Source organism: Bordetella sp. 15P40C-2 (assembly GCF_009763235.1).
Classification (GTDB): Bacteria; Pseudomonadota; Gammaproteobacteria; order Burkholderiales; family Burkholderiaceae_B; genus Bordetella_A.
On record NZ_WSJA01000021.1, the window covers coordinates 138,608 to 155,748 of the forward strand.

At 62.0% G+C, this 17,141-nt stretch carries 14 protein-coding genes; 4 read left to right on the forward strand and 10 right to left on the reverse strand.

Annotation, left to right across the window (positions count from 1 at the left end):
• Positions 1–102: 102 nt before the first annotated feature.
• The 3 genes from GOQ25_RS10250 to GOQ25_RS10260 are packed head-to-tail and all read left to right on the forward strand — an operon-like array spanning position 103 to position 2,262.
• Positions 103–717, forward strand: a complete 615-nt coding sequence (locus GOQ25_RS10250) for a Maf family nucleotide pyrophosphatase (protein ID WP_160350366.1) — start codon at positions 103–105, stop codon at positions 715–717.
• Complete coding sequence (locus tag GOQ25_RS10255; protein WP_160350367.1) at positions 714–1,430, forward strand: SAM-dependent methyltransferase; 717 nt, start codon at positions 714–716, stop codon at positions 1,428–1,430. The genes GOQ25_RS10250 and GOQ25_RS10255 overlap by 4 nt, the downstream gene beginning before the upstream one ends.
• Positions 1,431–1,437: 7 nt before the next feature.
• Positions 1,438–2,262, forward strand: coding sequence for an N-acetylmuramoyl-L-alanine amidase (locus GOQ25_RS10260; RefSeq protein ID WP_160350368.1), 825 nt, complete (start codon positions 1,438–1,440; stop codon positions 2,260–2,262).
• Here the strand turns inward: GOQ25_RS10260 and msrQ are convergent.
• The 4 genes from msrQ to GOQ25_RS10280 form a co-directional block, all read right to left on the reverse strand.
• Complete coding sequence (msrQ, locus tag GOQ25_RS10265) at positions 2,242–2,838, reverse strand: protein-methionine-sulfoxide reductase heme-binding subunit MsrQ (RefSeq protein WP_160350369.1); 597 nt, start codon at positions 2,836–2,838, stop codon at positions 2,242–2,244. The genes GOQ25_RS10260 and msrQ overlap by 21 nt on opposite strands.
• Before the next feature lie 13 nt (positions 2,839–2,851).
• On the reverse strand, positions 2,852–3,817 hold the full coding sequence (msrP, locus tag GOQ25_RS10270; RefSeq protein ID WP_160350370.1) for a protein-methionine-sulfoxide reductase catalytic subunit MsrP: 966 nt from the start codon (positions 3,815–3,817) through the stop codon (positions 2,852–2,854).
• 91 nt (positions 3,818–3,908) lie between these two features.
• On the reverse strand, positions 3,909–4,568 hold the full coding sequence (locus GOQ25_RS10275; protein WP_160350371.1) for an HAD family hydrolase: 660 nt from the start codon (positions 4,566–4,568) through the stop codon (positions 3,909–3,911).
• A 2-nt stretch (positions 4,569–4,570) separates the two neighbouring features.
• The gene (locus GOQ25_RS10280; protein ID WP_160350372.1) at positions 4,571–5,536 is read right to left on the reverse strand and encodes an RluA family pseudouridine synthase; all 966 of its coding nucleotides are present in this window, start codon (positions 5,534–5,536) and stop codon (positions 4,571–4,573) included.
• A gap of 536 nt (positions 5,537–6,072) precedes the next feature.
• Between GOQ25_RS10280 and GOQ25_RS10285 the strand changes: the two genes are divergently transcribed.
• Complete coding sequence (locus GOQ25_RS10285; protein WP_160350373.1) at positions 6,073–9,492, forward strand: Rne/Rng family ribonuclease; 3,420 nt, start codon at positions 6,073–6,075, stop codon at positions 9,490–9,492.
• Between the two features lie 74 nt (positions 9,493–9,566).
• Here the strand turns inward: GOQ25_RS10285 and GOQ25_RS10290 are convergent, their stop codons facing one another.
• The 6 genes from GOQ25_RS10290 to argE form a co-directional block, all read right to left on the reverse strand.
• Positions 9,567–11,837 carry an FdhF/YdeP family oxidoreductase gene (locus GOQ25_RS10290; protein ID WP_160350374.1) on the reverse strand — a complete coding sequence of 757 codons (2,271 nt, stop codon included), beginning with the start codon at positions 11,835–11,837 and terminating at the stop codon, positions 9,567–9,569.
• 295 nt (positions 11,838–12,132) lie between these two features.
• Complete coding sequence (locus tag GOQ25_RS10295; RefSeq protein ID WP_160350375.1) at positions 12,133–12,675, reverse strand: acyloxyacyl hydrolase; 543 nt, start codon at positions 12,673–12,675, stop codon at positions 12,133–12,135.
• Positions 12,676–12,795: 120 nt separating this feature from the next.
• Complete coding sequence (accD, locus tag GOQ25_RS10300; protein WP_160350376.1) at positions 12,796–13,674, reverse strand: acetyl-CoA carboxylase, carboxyltransferase subunit beta; 879 nt, start codon at positions 13,672–13,674, stop codon at positions 12,796–12,798.
• Between the two features lie 33 nt (positions 13,675–13,707).
• Positions 13,708–14,568 carry a tryptophan synthase subunit alpha gene (trpA, locus tag GOQ25_RS10305; RefSeq protein ID WP_160350377.1) on the reverse strand — a complete coding sequence of 287 codons (861 nt, stop codon included), beginning with the start codon at positions 14,566–14,568 and terminating at the stop codon, positions 13,708–13,710.
• Between the two features lie 4 nt (positions 14,569–14,572).
• Complete coding sequence (trpB, locus tag GOQ25_RS10310; protein ID WP_160350378.1) at positions 14,573–15,772, reverse strand: tryptophan synthase subunit beta; 1,200 nt, start codon at positions 15,770–15,772, stop codon at positions 14,573–14,575.
• Between the two features lie 213 nt (positions 15,773–15,985).
• Entirely contained in the window at positions 15,986–17,140 is a 1,155-nt protein-coding gene (argE, locus tag GOQ25_RS10315; protein ID WP_160350379.1) for an acetylornithine deacetylase, read from the reverse strand.
• Position 17,141 lies beyond the last annotated feature (1 nt).

A 17,141-nucleotide genomic window follows, 5' to 3' on the forward strand; every position in this document is an offset into this window, starting at 1 on the left:
TGCGCGACCATCCTGCGTGACACCAAAATCCTCTGGCGCCGTGCAAAAATCCCGCAAAACGTTAGATAATACCGTGACTTACGCCTAACCGTCAAACAACGCATGCCTAATTTACCACCCCGCCTGATCCTGGCTTCGAGCTCTCCCTACCGTCGCGAATTGCTGGCGCGCCTGCGCCTGCCCTTTGAGGCCATTTCGCCGGATGTGGACGAAACACCACAGGATGGCGAAACCCCGGCCGCGCTGGCGCTGCGACTGTCGGTCGCCAAAGCCATGGCAATCGCGACGAAACACCCCGGCTGCGTCGTGATCGGCTCCGATCAGGTGGCCACCATCGATGGCCAACCGATTGGCAAGCCCGGCGATTTTGCCCGCGCCCAGGCGCAGCTGCGCATGCTGGCGGGGCAAACCGTGGAATTCCACAGCGCGCTGGCCGTCACCGATGGACAACGCGTCGAGAAAACGGACGTAGTGACGCTGTGCCGTTTCCGCCCGCTGTCGGACGCCGCCATAGACGCTTATCTGCGCGCCGAGGCGCCGTTTGACACGGCCGGCAGCGCCAAGGCGGAAAGCTTGGGCATCGCGTTGATGGAGTCCATCCGTAGCGACGATCCGACCGCCATTATCGGCCTGCCATTGATCGCGTTGACCGGCATGCTGGCCACCTTTGGACTGGATCCTTTGACTCATGCTTCACCGTTGGAAAACGCGGCATGAGCGGCGTGCTACACCTTATCCCGGTAGGCCTGGGCACCGCCTCGCCCGAGCGCTGGCTGCCCTCGGATGCGCGCGCGCTGGCGGGCGGCCTGGACACGTATATCGCCGAGAACGCCAAGACGGCTCGCGCTTTTTTGAAGCAGATCGGCACTGTCCGCCCGCTGCAGGAAATCACCACCCATACCCTGACGCCCAAGACCAACGCGGGCGAGATTCAGCAGTGGCTCGCGCCGGTGCGAGACGGCAAGGAAATTGGCCTGGTTTCCGAGGCCGGTTGCCCGGCCGTCGCGGACCCTGGCGCCACGGTGGTGGCCGCCGCTCACCGGATGGGCATTATCGTGCGCCCGTGGGTCGGGCCATCGTCGATTCTGCTGGGATTGATGGCCAGCGGCCTGGATGGCCAGCGCTTTGCCTTTCACGGCTACGCCCCGGTGGATCCGGCCGAGCGGGCCAAGCAGCTGCGCGCGTGGGAGCAGTATTCCGCGCGCCATCATCAGACGCAGCTGTTGATCGAAACGCCTTATCGCAATGCGGCGATGTTCGCCACACTATTGTCGAGCCTGCGGCCCGACACGCGGCTGTGCGTTGCCCGTTCCCTGACCACGGACGAGGAATGGGTACGCACGTACAGCATCGCGGAATGGAAAAAGCAGCCCGCGCCGGATCTGGACAAGCAGCCGACACTATTTCTTTATCTCGCCCAGCGCGCGTGACGGCAATATGACTCAAACCTTATTAAGGTGGCCCGCCCTGCTGTGCGCGTCACTGACGCTCGCTCTGGCCGGCTGCGCCGCGCCGCGCGCGCCGACCTCGCTGCGAATCGATGACTCGATCCGCGCCGTCAGCCAGGACAGTCGGGTGCGCTACATCGTGCTGCATTACACCTCGGCCAACAACGAGGTATCGCTCAGGCTGCTGTCTCAGGGCAACGTCAGTTCGCACTACCTGATCACCGATACGCCGCGTCCTCAGGTGTATCGATTGGTGGATGAATCACGCACGGCGTGGCATGCGGGCGAAAGCCGCTGGTTCAAGCAGGTGTCGGTGAATCCGGTCTCGATCGGCATCGAGTTGGTCAACCAGGGCCGCACCGATCTGCCGCAGGGCCAAGCCACGTGGGAGCCTTACAGCGAAAATCAGATTCAAGCGTTGATCTTGCTGCTCAAGGATCTGATCGCCCGCCATGGCGTAAAGCCGGAAAATATCGTCGGCCATAGTGATATTGCGCCCCAACGCAAGACGGATCCGGGACCGTTATTTCCCTGGAAACGACTCGCGCAGGCAGGGATCGGCCGCTGGTATGACGAGGCGCGGGCGGCGACGTACTGGGTCAGTCTGCAACAGCAAGGCGTGCCGGACATCGCCTGGTTCCAGCGGCAGCTGGAGCTGCTGGGCTATGCCTGCCCGCAGACCGGAAAGCTGGACCGCGAAACAAAAAACGTGCTGGCGGCATTCCAGATGCACTACCGCCCCCACGACTACCAAGGCAAGCCCGACGCGGAAACCGCCGCGATCATGATGGCGCTACTTGAACCGCGCAACTAAGCGCCAGCCCAGCAACAGGGCAAGCACGGCACCGTAAATGAGCGGCTGCTCAAAGTCGTTCTTGCCCGCCTTGTGCCACCACAGATGCACGATCGCCAGTACGCCTAACAGGTAGATCAGCCGGTGCAGGGTCTGCCAGCGCTTGCCCAGCCGGCGCATGGCCCCTTGCGTCGAGGTAAGCGCCAGCGCCGTCATGCAGATAAACGCCACGAAGCCGGCCGTGATGAACGGTCTTTCCCACACATCCTGGATCATGGCCGAAATATCCAACCCCCTATCCCACCAGACCCACGCAATCACGTGCAAAAGCGCGTAAAAGAACGCAAATAACCCACATGCGCGCCGCAGCCGCACCAACGCGGGCTGGTGCAGGATCCGGCGCAGCGGCGTAATGGCCAGGGTGACCAACAGGCAGACTAGCGCCCAGGTGCCCGAAGATCGGGTCAGAAACTCAATCGGATTCGCCGTCAGGGCGTCATGCCAGCCCAGCCAAATCCATCGCGCCAGCGGAAACAGCCCGGCTGCGAACAAGACGGGTTTATAGCGCGCGACCGTCTGCGCTGACCATTGCTTCATGTGCGTGCCTGCCTCAATAATTGGCACGCAAGTCCATCCCCTGATAGAGGGATGCCACCTGATCGGCGTAGCCATTGAATAACAGTGTCTTGCGCTTGGGCGTGAAAAAACCGCCCTCCCCGATGCGTCGCTCGGTCGCCTGACTCCAACGAGGATGGGGAACATCGGGGTTCACGTTGGCGTAAAACCCGTATTCACTGGGCGCGGCCTGCATCCAGGAGCTGGTGGGCTGCTGCTCGACCAGACGGATGCGCACCAAGGACTTGGCGGATTTGAAGCCATACTTCCAAGGCACAGCCAGGCGCAGCGGCGCGCCATTCTGATTGGGCAAGACTTTGCCATATAGGCCGAACACCAGCATGGTCAATGGGTGCATGGCCTCGTCCAGACGTAGCGCTTCGACGTAAGGCCAATCCAGCACCGGATAACGCAGGCCCGGCATATTGTCCTTTTGCACCACGGTGGTGAATTCCACATATTTCGCGTTGCCCGTGGGCTCGACCTGTTTGAGCAGGTTCGCCAGTGAATAGCCGACCCACGGAATCACCATCGACCATCCCTCGACACAGCGCAGGCGATAGACGCGCTCTTCTAGCGGAGCGAGCTTGAGCAGCGTATCGATGTCGAATGTTTTGGGCTGCACGACTTCGCCTTCGACCGACACGGTCCACGGGCGAGTCTGCAACTTTTCGGCGTAACGAGCGGGCTGATCTTTGTCGACCCCGAACTCGTAGTAGTTGTTATAGGAGGTGATGTCCTTCAATTCGGTCGGCTTGTCCATGACCGAATACGCCCCATTTGGCTTGGCGGGTAAGGCATCGGGGGCTTGCGCGAACGCCTGGCGATTCGCCCAGGATGACAGGCCGGCCGCCGCGGCGATCGTGGCGGCGCGCGCCATCCATTCCCGACGCGACTGCCAGACGGCTTCCGGCGTGATTTCGGACGACAAAGGGTCGTGACCCGGTTTGCGTATCAACATGACCTGCTCTCCTGAGGCGCGCCCAAGCGCTACCTGTTATGGATAAACAACTGCCAGTGATCGCGGCCGGGCGGGCCAGGAAATCAGGAGTTCAGCCGCCCACGCGAGGCAACAACCACTCCCGCAAAGCCGGCACATCGTCCACGACGGCCTGTGGCACGCACTCCAGCAGTTCCTTGGGACTGTGAGCGCCATAGGTGACGCCCAGGCCGTGCACACCGGCATTGGTCGCCATATTCAAGTCGTGCGAGGTGTCGCCCACCATGATCACGTGCTCGGGTTCGACATCTAATTCGGCCATGAGTTCTTGCAACATGGCGGGATGAGGTTTAGAAAATGTTTCGTCGGCGGTTCGTGTCGCGTCGAACACATTGCGCAGACCGGTGGCGGCCAGGACACGATTCAGCCCTACCCGGCTCTTGCCTGTCGCGACCGCCAGCCGCACGTTCTTGGCTGCCAATTCGCCCAACAGCGGCTCGATGCCGTCAAAAAGCTGCAAATCAGGGTCACGCAGCAAATAATGCGTGCGATAACGCTCGAGAAAACGTGGCAGCATGGCCTGGGTGAGCTGGGGCACGGCGCGGCGCAAAGCGCTTTCCAGCGACAAACCGATGACCCAGCTGGCCTCGGAGGTGGAAGGCACGGGCAATTCCAGATCGCGACAGGCGCCTTGAATGGCCGAGACGATGCCGTGGGTGGAATCCATCAGCGTTCCGTCCCAATCGAACACCACCAGCGAGTACGACGACATAATTATTTATTCTCCAACTGCTGCAAGAGCTTGCGGCATGCTGCCGGCAGGGGCGCCGTCAATGTGAGCGTTTCCCCGGTCAAGGGATGCGGCAAGGTTAATTGGTGCGCGTGCAAAAACATACGGGTAAAACCCTGACGGGCGAACTGAGCGCGCGTTTCGTCCCTTCCATACTTGTCGTCCCCGACAATGGGATAGCCACTGGCAGCCAGATGCACGCGGATCTGGTGCGTGCGACCGCTACGCAGTTCGGCGTCGAGCAAACTGTAGCCGCCAAAACGCTGCTGCAGCGTCACGATCGTGTGGGCGGGCTGACCATCGGGGTCGGGACGCACGCGGCGCTCGCCGGACTGCGTCGTCCATTTGGTCAGCGCCATGCGGATGTGCTGCCGTTCGTTGACCCAGTCGCCTTCGACCAGGGCGAGATAGTGTTTGCCGCCCTTGCCTTCGCGCAGCATGGCGTGCAGGGCCAGCAAGGCGCTGCGCTTTTTCGCGACCATCAATAGCCCCGATGTCTCGCGATCCAGCCGGTGAACGAGCTCAAGGAATTTTGCCCCGGGGCGCGCCGCGCGCAACTGTTCGATCACGCCGAACGACACGCCACTGCCGCCATGCACGGCGACACCGGCGGGTTTGTCGATGACCAGCATGGCGTCATCTTCGAACACCACCGGGAACTCGGAGGCCGGCACGGGCCGCGGCTGATCCGGTGCGGGCATGCGAAAGGGCGGCACGCGCACCACATCGCCCACGGCCACCCGGTAATCCGCTTGAATACGCCCTTTATTCACCCGAACTTCGCCGCCCCGGATGGCTTTATAGATATGCGTCTTGGGCACGCCTTTGCATAGGCGTAACAGGAAATTATCAATGCGCTGACCCTCGTGTTCGGGGCCGACCTCGACGAGGCGCACGGCGGGACTTGCAGCGGAGGCAGGGGTTTCTTTGCGCATTACGGAAAGCGACATATAATCGGGACAGCCTTGAGGGGCTGAACATCGGGGGCTGAACAACGGGGAACACGCCGCCCGGCGTAGAGATGCAACAACGCGTCTCCGTCGAGCACGCGCGCCGTCATTGTACCGTCGCCTGCTAATTCAGCTCCGGGGTCTCTCGGTCGCCGGCGCAACCGCGCTTTGCCGGACAGTGGCGTGGCACTTTTTGCCCGCTGTTCAGGCTCAGTCGTTGCCTGCCGCAAGCGGCTCTGAAGAACTGTAAGAATTTTCGCGTATTAAAAAGCACCAGGTGCGCGCAGGCTGATCGTTCGCCGCATCTGTCGTTCACAGCAATCCTTTCCGTCAACCTCTTCGTGAAACTGACTCTCCTGCTGACAGAACCTCGTGCCCGTAGGCACGCTGTGCCCGCCTGACCGGCGGCGGCGCAGCCTGGGCTCTGCCCGGCGGCCGTTTAACGTTTGAATTTCTTGCCAGCTTCAGGCCGCAGCTCGAGTGACCCGGGGTCACGCGCCGATATCGGCGCGTCATGACAACGGAGAACACCACTCATGAAGCGCATGCTGTTCAATGCAACGCACCAGGAAGAACTGCGCGTTGCAATTGTCGATGGGCAAAAGCTCATCGATCTCGACATCGAAACCGCCGGCCGCGAACAGCGCAAAGGCAACATTTACAAAGGCGTCATCACCCGCATCGAACCCGGCCTCGAGGCCTGCTTTGTCAACTACGGCGAAGATCGTCACGGTTTTCTCCCCTTCAAAGAAGTCGCCCGCAGTTACTTTAAAGAAGGCGTCGATGTCCGCAGCGCCCGCATCCAGGACGCCCTGCGCGAAGGCCAGGAACTGATTGTTCAGGTCGAAAAAGAAGAGCGCGGCAACAAGGGCGCGGCGCTAACCACGTTTATCTCCCTGGCTGGCCGTTACCTGGTCTTGATGCCCAATAACCCGCGTGGCGGTGGCGTTTCGCGCCGCGTGGAAGGCGAAGACCGCCAAGAGCTGCGTGACACGATGGAGCAGCTGCAAGTGCCGCAAGGCATGAGCATCATCGCCCGCACCGCCGGCATCGGCCGCAGCGTCGAAGAGCTGCAGTGGGACTTATCCTACCTGATGCAGTTGTGGACGGCGATCGATTCGGCCGCGCGCGACAATGCCGCGCCGATCCTGATCTACCTCGAATCCAGCCTGGTTATCCGCGCCATTCGCGACTATTTCTCGCCAGAAATCGGCGAGATCCTGATTGATACCGACGAGATCGCCGATCAAGCCACCGCTTTTATGAGCGTGGTGATGCCGGACAATGTCCAGCGCGTCAAACGCTATCGCGACGATATCCCGCTGTTCTCGCGTTTCCAGATCGAGCACCAGATCGAAACCGCTTATTCCCGTACGGTACAGCTGCCCTCGGGCGGCGCCGTGGTGATCGATCACACCGAGGCGCTGGTCGCCGTGGACGTGAACTCGGCGCGCTCGACCCGTGGCGCCGACATCGAGGAAACGGCTCTGCGCACCAACCTGGAGGCCGCCGACGAAGTCGCCCGCCAGCTGCGCCTGCGCGACTTGGGCGGTCTGATCGTTATCGACTTTATCGATATGGAGGACAGCAAGAACCAGCGCGCTGTCGAACAGCGCCTGCGTGATGCCCTGCATTTCGATCGCGCGCGTGTCCAGATGGGCAAGATTTCCCGTTTTGGCCTGATGGAGCTGTCGCGTCAGCGTCTGCGCCCGGCCTTGAACGAAGGCTCGCACATCACCTGCCCGCGTTGTAACGGCACCGGCGTGATCCGCGACGCCGAATCGAGCGCCCTGCACGTCCTGCGCCTGCTGCAGGAAGAAGCCATGAAGGAGAACACCGCCGCCGTGCACGCACAGGTGCCGGTGGACGTGGCGACCTATCTGCTGAACGAAAAGCGGTCCGACATCACCAAGATGGAAGCCCGCCTGAAGGTCAATCTGGTGCTGATCCCCAACAAGCACCTGGAAACGCCGCATCACCACCTGGAACGTCTGCGTCACGACGATCCGCGTCTGGAAGAAGTCAAAACCAGTTTCGAGCTGGCCGACGCGCCCGCCGAGGAATTGACCTGGGCGCCCCGCGACCAAGAAGTCAAAGCGCGTCCGGAAGCATTGGTTAAGGGCATCACGCCCTCGCAACCTGCTCCCGTGTCGCCCCCCACCCCCGTCGCGCAGCCGGCCGAAGCAGGATTCAGCCTGGGCGGTCTGATCAAGCGCTTTATCAGCTGGATCAGCGGCACTCCGGCCACCGCCCCCGCACCGGTCAAGGAAGAAACCAAGCGCAACGGCGCCGCCCGGGGCAACCGACGCTCCGATGGACAGGAGCGCCGTGGTGACCGTCAAGGTTCGGACCGCAACCGCCAGCGCCGCAATGGCGACGCTCGCCAGGCCACGGAAACCACCGAGGTGACCGAAGGCCAAAACCGTCAACAGCAGCGCGGAAACCGCCGTCAGGATGAACGTTCCGAGCGCCCCGCCCGTGCCGAGCGCGACAGCGTCCGTACGGACAGCGATGTCGTGGCGCGTAATGAACGCGACACCCAGCGCAACGATCGCGCTCAATCGGCAGACGGTTCGGTTGACGAATCCAACCGTGGTCCGCGCAGCCGTCGTGGCCGTGGCCGTAATCGCCGCGAAGACGCTCAACAACAGGATCTGGTGCTGAACGAGCAGGACGCCACTGTGGTGGCTGCCGCTGCCGTGGCTGCCCCGGTAGGCGCTGCGACGCCGCAATCCGTGGAAACGGTGGCTGCGGTCGAACCGTCGCGCGCCGCCGCTGAAGTAGCCCGTGCCGCTCAGGCCGATGCCGAAGACACGACGCAAGCCGTCGACAGCATCGATGCCGACGATCAAGCGACGGAAAACCAAGGTGCTGAAGGCACCGGCGATCCAGAACGCAAGCGCCGTCGTCGTCGCAGCCGTCGTGGCCGCCGTGGTCAGGAAGACCAAGTGGCACAAGGTAGCGACGAGCAAACGGGTGAGGAATTGACGGCGGAGGCATCGCCTGTCCAAGCCGTCGTCGCGGCTGAAGGCCAAGCGCCTGTGGCAGCGCCCGCTCAAGGTGACGCTGCCCAAGCGACGGCCGTGCCCGCAGCCTCGGAATCGTCTTCTCAGACCGCTACAACCACCCCTGCGGTGACCTCAGCAGCACCCGCTGCACCGGCATCGACGCCTGCAACCGACGTACCGGCCACCCCGACCGCCGTTGAAACAGCCGCTGCGGTCCGTGCGGATAGCACTCACGCCGCCGCCTCGACTCCCGCTGCTGCCAGCGAAGCCGACACCTCGGCCGCACCTGCCGTTGCAACTGAGGCTGCTGCTACGCCCGCCGTGTCCGTGGAAACTGGCGACAAAACACCTGCCGCGACCGAAGAACGCGTCCAGACGGCCACTACCGAAGCCGCAACGCCCGTTCAGTCCACGCCCAAAACGGAGCAACCGGCGAACGTGCAAGCGGGATCCGGTGTAACGGAAGCCTCTCCTGCACAGGAAGCGACCCAAGCGGGGCAGGCTTCGAATGAGCCACTCTCAGCTACGGTCATCACGCCGGCGCAGCAATCGGACACCTCGAATACGTTCCCGGTATCCGAGCCGGTCAAGGCCTTCCCTGCCATCGACAGCGCCGCTACGGAGCAAGGTGCTGAGGTAGCGTCTCCTGCCGCGACCCCGGTCCCTGCAACGACCGAGGCATCGGCCGATAAAGCCGCCGCGCCCGCAGTCCTGACGCCAGGGGCCTCGCAGGACATCATCTTGCCCGGCACTGCTACCAAGCAGGACCTGCACGCCGTCGTGCAATCCGCCGGCCTGAAGTGGGTGGAAACGGACCCCGAGCGTCTGGCGCAAACGCAGCAGCGCATCGCCGCCGCGTCGACTCCGGTACGCCTGGGTCGCGAACGCAAGCCCGTGGCTCCCGTGGCGAACGTCACGTTGGTACAGGTAGAAACGCAGCGCCAATAAACGCAGCGTAAGCACCATAACAAACGCCGGCAATTGCCGGCGTTTGTCATGGGGGGGTCACTAGTGAGACTGCATCAAGCTTCGGCTGACACTTTCCGGATCTGCACCGGAATCGACTTATAGCAGGGGATGCCACTGATCGGATCCTGGTAATCCAACGGGCACAAATTGTTGGCCTCAGGGAAATACGCCCCCACCGAGCCGGCGGCAATGTCATGGGCGATCGCCGTCAGCGACAGGCAACGATGCGTTTCACCATTGAGCGCCGTGTTGATCTGGACACGTTGGCCATGTTCGATGCCCAGGCGTTGCATGTCCTGCGCATTCATAAAGAGCACATCGCGCCGTCCGAACACCCCACGGTACCGATCGTCCATGCCGTAGATGGTGGTGTTGTACTGATCATGACTACGCAAGGTGGTGAGCTTGAGCGCATCGGGGTAGACGGGATCTTCATCCAAGCCTTGGAATATCAGGAATTCCGCCTTGCCCGATGGCGTCTTCCACACGCGTTCGGTCGCGGGCAGAGACAGCCGGAAGCCACCCGGTTTACGGATGCGAGCGTTGTAGTCGTGGAAATCAGGGTAGATTTTCTCGATCAAATCGCGGATGCGGTCGTAGTCCTCGACGAGATGCGCCCACTGCACGCGGCTGTTGGGCAGCGTGGCTTGCGCAATCCCAGCGATGATGGCCGGTTCGGAGCGCAGCCACTCCGAGGCGGGTGTGAGTTTGCCGCGCGAAGCGTGCACCATGGACATTGAATCTTCGACCGTCACGGCTTGCGCGACGCCGCCCTGAATGTCGATTTCCGTGCGCCCCAGTACCGGCAGGATATACACCTCTTTGCCGACGAGCAGATGCGAACGATTGAGTTTGGTGTTCAGGTGTACGGTCAGCTCCAGCCCGCGCATGGCTTGCTCGGCGCGTTCGGGGTCGGGCATGGCGATGGCGAAATTGCCCCCCAGACAGATCAGCACCTTGCTCTCGCCGCTGCTCATCGCGCGTAGCGTATTGACGGCATTGTGGCCGGGCTTGGCCGGCGGGCGGAACCCAAACGTCTGCTCGATGCGGTCGAACATGACCGGATCAATCAACTCGGTTATCCCGACGGTACGGTTACCTTGCACGTTCGAGTGGCCGCGCAAGGGGCAGATGCCCGCGCCCGGCTTGCCGATATTGCCTCGCATCAACAAGAGCGCGGTCGCCTGCTGAACGTTGTGCGCGCCGGTGCTGTGCTGAGTCAGGCCCATCCCATAGGTCAGGATTACGCGATTCGCCTTGGCGTAAATGCCGGCGATTTCCTGCAGCTGATCGCGGGTCAAACCGCTATGACGTTCGATCTCGTCCCAGGAGGTGGCTTCCAGATCGGCGCGGAATGCATCAAAGCCATGCGTATGCTGGGCGATGAATACGTGGTCCAAGATACCCGGCTGCGCGGCATCGCGTTCGACCAGCGCCTTCATGATGCCTTTGAACGCCGCGGCATCGCCTCCGACCTTCACTTGATAGTAATTCGAAGCGATACGCGTCGAGCTGAGGCTGCCCATTTCGATGGGGTCTTGCGGATCGGCAAAGCGCTCCAGCGAACGCTCGCGCAGCGGATTGAGCACCACAATCGGCACACCGCGGCGCGCACAGTCGTGCAACGGACCCATCATGCGGGGGTGATTGGTGCCGGGGTTATGACCGACACTGATGATCAGATCGCACTGATCGAAATCGTCCAGCGAAACACTGCCCTTGCCTTGGCCGATGACTTTCGGCAGACCGACGCTGGTCGGCTCATGGCACATATTGGAGCAATCGGCGAAGTTGTTGCTGCCGTACTCGCGTCCAAAGATGCTGAACAGGAACGACGCCTCATTCGACGCGCGGCCGGAGGTATAGAGTTCGACCCCCGATTTATCGGTCTGAGCCTGTAAGACGTGGCCGATCCGTGCAAATGCCTCGTCCCAAGACACCGGCACGTATTTATCCGTCGCGGCATCGTAGCGCATCGGATGCGTCAGACGACCGGCGTTTTCGAGATCGTGATCGTTCCAGGTCAGCAGCTCGGTCACCGTGTGCTGAGCAAAGAACTCCGGACCGACGCGGCGCTTGGTCGCTTCCCAGGTCACCGCCTTGGCGCCGTTCTCACAGAACTGGAACGTGGACTGGCTATGCTTGTCCGGCCACGCACAGCCGGGGCAATCGAAACCCTCGGGCTGGTTGGTTTGCAATAGCAGCTTGGGCGCCTGTCCGGCGCTCATTTGTTCGGCGATGGCGACGGCCGTCGCCTTCAAAGCTCCCCAGCCGCCAGCGGGCATGTGGTAGGAGCGGATACCGCTTAGGTCGCGTTCAGTCATAGCAGGTCTGGTGAAGGTTAATGCGGTTGATTAACGGACGCCAGGCGCCTCGCCATGAGACGCACCTCGGCCCTTCGGTAAATAAGCAGGCGACTCCGGTTTCTGCCCCACGCAAGACATCTTGCGAGGAATCGCTCCTTTCTCAATGCATCATAACTGCTTACCAAAGGTTACGGCTGCAATTTCGATGACCCAGCCATCCGCATAACAAAAAACCCGGCACGAAGCCGGGTTGATTCACAGGCGGTATTTGCCGGGCGCCGTTGCGTAGGCCGCAAAGCCCACGCGACCGTGCTTAAAATTGATAGGTATAGGTCAGCTGCACAACGTCCAATCCAGGATTGGGGCGCTTGATACCGGCATTCGAATAATGCGAGTAACGCAGCCCGAAGCGATTGTTCGGCGTGGCGAGAAAACCCAGGCCGATATGGTCGCCAAACTGGAATGCCGTGCTGATATTCTCGTCGGCGAACCGCGTGCGGGTAAATGCCGTCGCACCGATACCGGCTTCGACATAGAAGCGCTCGCCCATCCACCAGCGGAACATCGGGATGGCGTTGAATTGCCAGACGTTGCTGGGGCTGCGCGAGCCGTTCGCCTTCCAATAGGCCGCACCGAATTCCCCGTTCAGATCAATGTGACCCCAATTGCTGTCGAATCGGTACAGCTCGATCGACGGCGTCTCATAAACCAGCTCGGTGCGCGAATAATGATCGCCCACGCCATAGTGCAGGCCAATGCCGCCCTGCGGTTCATGCGCCTGTGCGGAGAATGCCAGACCAGCCAACGATACAGCGGCCAGGACCGTGCGGAAGTTATTGTTCTTGAAGTTCAGCATAAAAACTCCTGAATTGGGTGCTGGGAGTAACTTATCAGAAATTCGAAGCTCCGCCCGCAGCTTGTGTGGGCGGGACAACACTTACGTAAAATTCAGCACCTGTCCTAATCAGCGAACACGTCAGGCCGCAGCCACCACATCCGCCGGCTGGTCGGTCAAGAGCGCCAGCAGACGCGCGATTTCCTCGCGCAGCTGGCGACGGTCGACCACCATATCGATCGCCCCCTTCTGCAGCAGGAACTCAGCGCGCTGGAAGCCCTCGGGGAGTTTTTCGCGCACGGTCTGCTCGATCACGCGCGGACCGGCAAAGCCGATCAAGGCCTTCGGCTCCGCGATCACCACATCGCCCATGAAGGCGAAGCTGGCCGATACACCACCCATGGTGGGGTCCGTCAGAACGCTGATGAAGGGCAAGCCGGCCGCCGACAGACGCGTGAGCATGGCGTTGGTCTTGGCCATTTGCATCAGCGAAAGCAAGCTTTCCTGCATACGCGCGCCACCCGAGGCGGCCACGCAGACAAACGGTGTCTTGTTATCCAAAGCCGCTTGAGCGCCACGGGCGAATCGCTCGCCCACGACCGAGCCCATCGAACCGCCCATGAATTCGAATTCGAAGCACGCCACCACGGCCGGGACGCCACGGATGCTGCCGCTCATGACCACCAGCGCATCGGTTTCGCCGGTGTGCTTGATCGCCTCGGCGACACGCTCCGGATATTTGCGCGTGTCCTTGAACTTCAGCGAATCGACTGAACGGGTGTTCTGGCCGATCTCGACGCGTCCTTCGACATCGAGCAGCGAGTCCAGGCGCGCGCGCGAACCGATACGCATGTGATGGTCGCATTTGGGACACACATGCAGGTTCGCGGCGAGGTCCTCGCTATACAGCACCGATTCGCACGACGGGCATTTCACCCACAGGCCCTCGGGCACGCGGCGGGCGTTGTTCTCGTTGGACTTGTTGATGCGTGGCGGCAGGAGTTTATCAATCCAGCTCATTGTCTTTTTCCATGAAGAAACCGCGCTCAGGCCTCAGGCCGTGACGGGGTTTCGTTTGACTTGATCGAGTGCCTGACGGATGCCGGCCAGCCATTGGCCAGCCGCGGCGATGGCGGTCTCGGACTGTTGGCCGGCAGGCGCGGTCGCGGCCGCCAGCTCCAGGGTTTCGATGAGTTTGGTGCCGATCACGACCGCATCGGCGCAACCCGCGATACGCTGAGCGCTCTTGGCATCGCGAATGCCAAAGCCCACGCCCACGGGCACGCTGACGTGGCGTTTAATCAAGGCCACGCGCTGAGCCACATCGTCGGTGTTCAAACTGCCAGCACCGGTCACACCCTTGAGCGACACATAGTAAACATAGCCGCGCGCAACGCGCGAGACGGCCTGGATACGGTCCTCGGTAGAGGTAGGCGCCAAGAGGAAGATGGGCGCAATGCCGCAGGCTTCCAGTTGACCCGCGAAGGTATCGACTTCCTCGGGGGGATAGTCGACCACGAGCACGCCGTCCACCCCGGCTGCCTGAGCGGCATTGGCGAAAGCCTGCTGGCCCATGCGTTCGATCGGGTTCGCGTAGCCCATAAGGACCACGGGTGTTTGCGTGTCGGTCTTGCGGAATTCTGCAACGATCTCCAATACGCGAGGCAAGCCCACGCCCTGCGCAATCGCGCGCTCGGCGGCGCGCTGGATCACCGGGCCATCGGCCATGGGATCGGAAAACGGCACACCCAGCTCGATGATGTCGGCGCCGGCTTGCGTCAGCGCGTGCATGAGCGGCACGGTGGCCGCGGGCGACGGATCACCGGCGGCGATGTAGGGAATCAGCGCTGCCGACCGGCCGGATTCGGCGACTCGGGAAAACGCGGCTGCGATACGGTCGATTCGGGTAGTCATGGTGTCACAGTTGAATGCCCGCGCGCTCGGCGACGGTGTGCATGTCTTTGTCGCCACGGCCCGACAAGTTGACCAGAATGATCTTGTCCTTGGGCAGCGTGGGCGCCATTTTGACGGCTTGGGCGATGGCGTGCGAGGACTCCAGCGCAGGCATGATGCCCTCGATGCGGCAGCAATCATGAAACGCCGCCAAGGCCTCGTCGTCGCTGATGCCCACGTATTCGGCGCGGCCGCTGTCTTTCAGCCAGGCGTGCTCGGGACCGACGCCCGGATAGTCCAGGCCGGCGGAAACCGAATGCGTATCCATCACCTGGCCGTCAGCGTTCTGGATAATGTAGGTACGATTGCCATGCAGCACGCCGACCTGACCCGCCGCCAAAGACGCGGCATGACGACCTGTCTCCATTCCCTCGCCCGCCGCCTCGACACCGATCAGTTTGACGTCTTCGTAGGGAATGTAGGGATGGAAAATACCCATCGCGTTCGAGCCGCCGCCCACCGCCGCCACTACGTAATCGGGCTGGCGCCCGGCGTCGCGCGGCATCTGTTCAATGCACTCGTTACCAATGACGGTCTGGAAGTCACGCACCATGCGGGGATAAGGATCGGGACCCGCCACCGTGCCGATGATGTAGAAGGTGTTTTCGATGTTGGTGACCCAGTCACGCATCGCTTCGTTCAGCGCGTCTTTCAATGTGCGCGAGCCCGACTCGACGGGCACCACGGTCGCGCCCAGCAGTTTCATGCGATAGACATTGGAAGCCTGACGGCGGACATCTTCACTGCCCATGTAGACCACGCATTCCATGCCATAGCGCGCCGCCACGGTCGCCGTGGCCACGCCGTGCTGGCCCGCGCCCGTTTCCGCAATCACGCGCGGCTTGCCCATGTGACGAGCGAGCAAGGCCTGACCAATACAGTTATTGACCTTGTGCGCGCCCGTGTGATTGAGGTCCTCGCGCTTGAACCAGATCTGCGCGCCGCCCAGTTCGCGCGACCAGCGCTCGGCATGATAGACAGGGCTGGGACGGCCAACGAAGTGCCGCAGCTCGTAGTTGAACTTCTCGATGAACGCGGGATCCACGCGGCATTGCTCATAGGCCGCGCGCAGCTCATCCAAGGCATGGATCAGCGTTTCCGCGACGAACACGCCACCGTAGGGACCAAAATGGCCCTTGGCATCCGGAAGGTCGTAAGAATTCACCTGGTATCTCCTGGGCGGTAGACAGACGACACATTCGCCCGTGTACCCGCTTCGCAACCGATCATTTTACCCGAGGGCGGGATCTGGCCGGCAAACCTGGGGTTTTAACAGGCGACGGACATGCCGCGCCATATCTCGCCGCCTGAAACCCGCGTCGTCGAACGCGGGGTTGAGGCGCCCTGCCCGCCCCGTTGAGTTGCCGGCGACGACGAATCAGGCCAGGGATTGACCCAAGCGGCGCAAGAACCGCTCGCACGATGCCAACTGATCCAGGGCCACGAACTCGTCCGGCCGATGCGCATTATCAATGTGGCCCGGCCCGCAGACCACGGTGGGGACGCCGAGCGCTTGGAACAGGCCAGCTTCGGTGCCATATGCCACCTTGCGGGTGGCGCGGTCCTCGGTAAGCGCGCGCACCAATTGGGTAATCGCCGCCGCTTCGGACGCATCCAGGCCAGGAGCCTGCGCGCCCACTCGAATGTCGATTTGAGCGTCTTCGTACTCCGCGCGCATGGCGGGCAGCAGCGTTCCCTGAATATAGTTTTCGATCTCGGCCTGGATCGCATCGGCGGGCGTGCCCGGCAGATTGCGGAACTCATACGAGAACTCGCAGCGATCCGGAATGGTATTGACCGCGATACCGCCCTGGATCAGGTTCGTCGTCAGCGTCGAATAGGGAACGTCGTAGAACTCGTCGTAAGGGCCATTCGCCTTGAAGGCATCGGCTACATCCCGGATGCGGCAAATCAGGCGCGCGGCGTATTCGATTGCGTTGCAGCCGCGCGGAGTCAGCGAAGAATGCGAGGCTTTGCCCTGCACGCAGCAGCGATAGAGGTTGATGCCTTTGTGCGCCACCACGACCTGCATGCCCGTGGGTTCGCCCACCACGCAGCCATCGGGACGGATGCCGCGATCGCGCAGCTCGGCCAGCATGACGGGCGCGCCGACGCAGCCGACTTCCTCGTCATAGGAAAACGCCAGATGAATGGGCTTTTTGCGTGGCATGGCCAGAAACTCGGGCACGAGCGCGAGCGAAGCGGCGATAAAGCCCTTCATATCGCAGGTGCCGCGGCCGTACAGACGCCCGTCGGATTCCGTCAGCACGAACGGATCGGTGGACCATTTCTGCCCATCCACCGGCACCACATCGGTATGCCCGGACAGCACGATGCCACCTTGCTCGCCACCATCGCTGGCCGGCAGAGTCGCAAAAAGATTGGCCTTGCTGCCATCATCGTTATGGGCCAGCCAGGCTTGTATCCCTTGCGATTTGAGGTGATCCCTGACGGTTTCGATCAAACCGAGATTCGAATTCCGGCTGGTCGTGTCAAACCCCACCAAGGTTTCAAGCCAAGTGCGCGTGTCCATG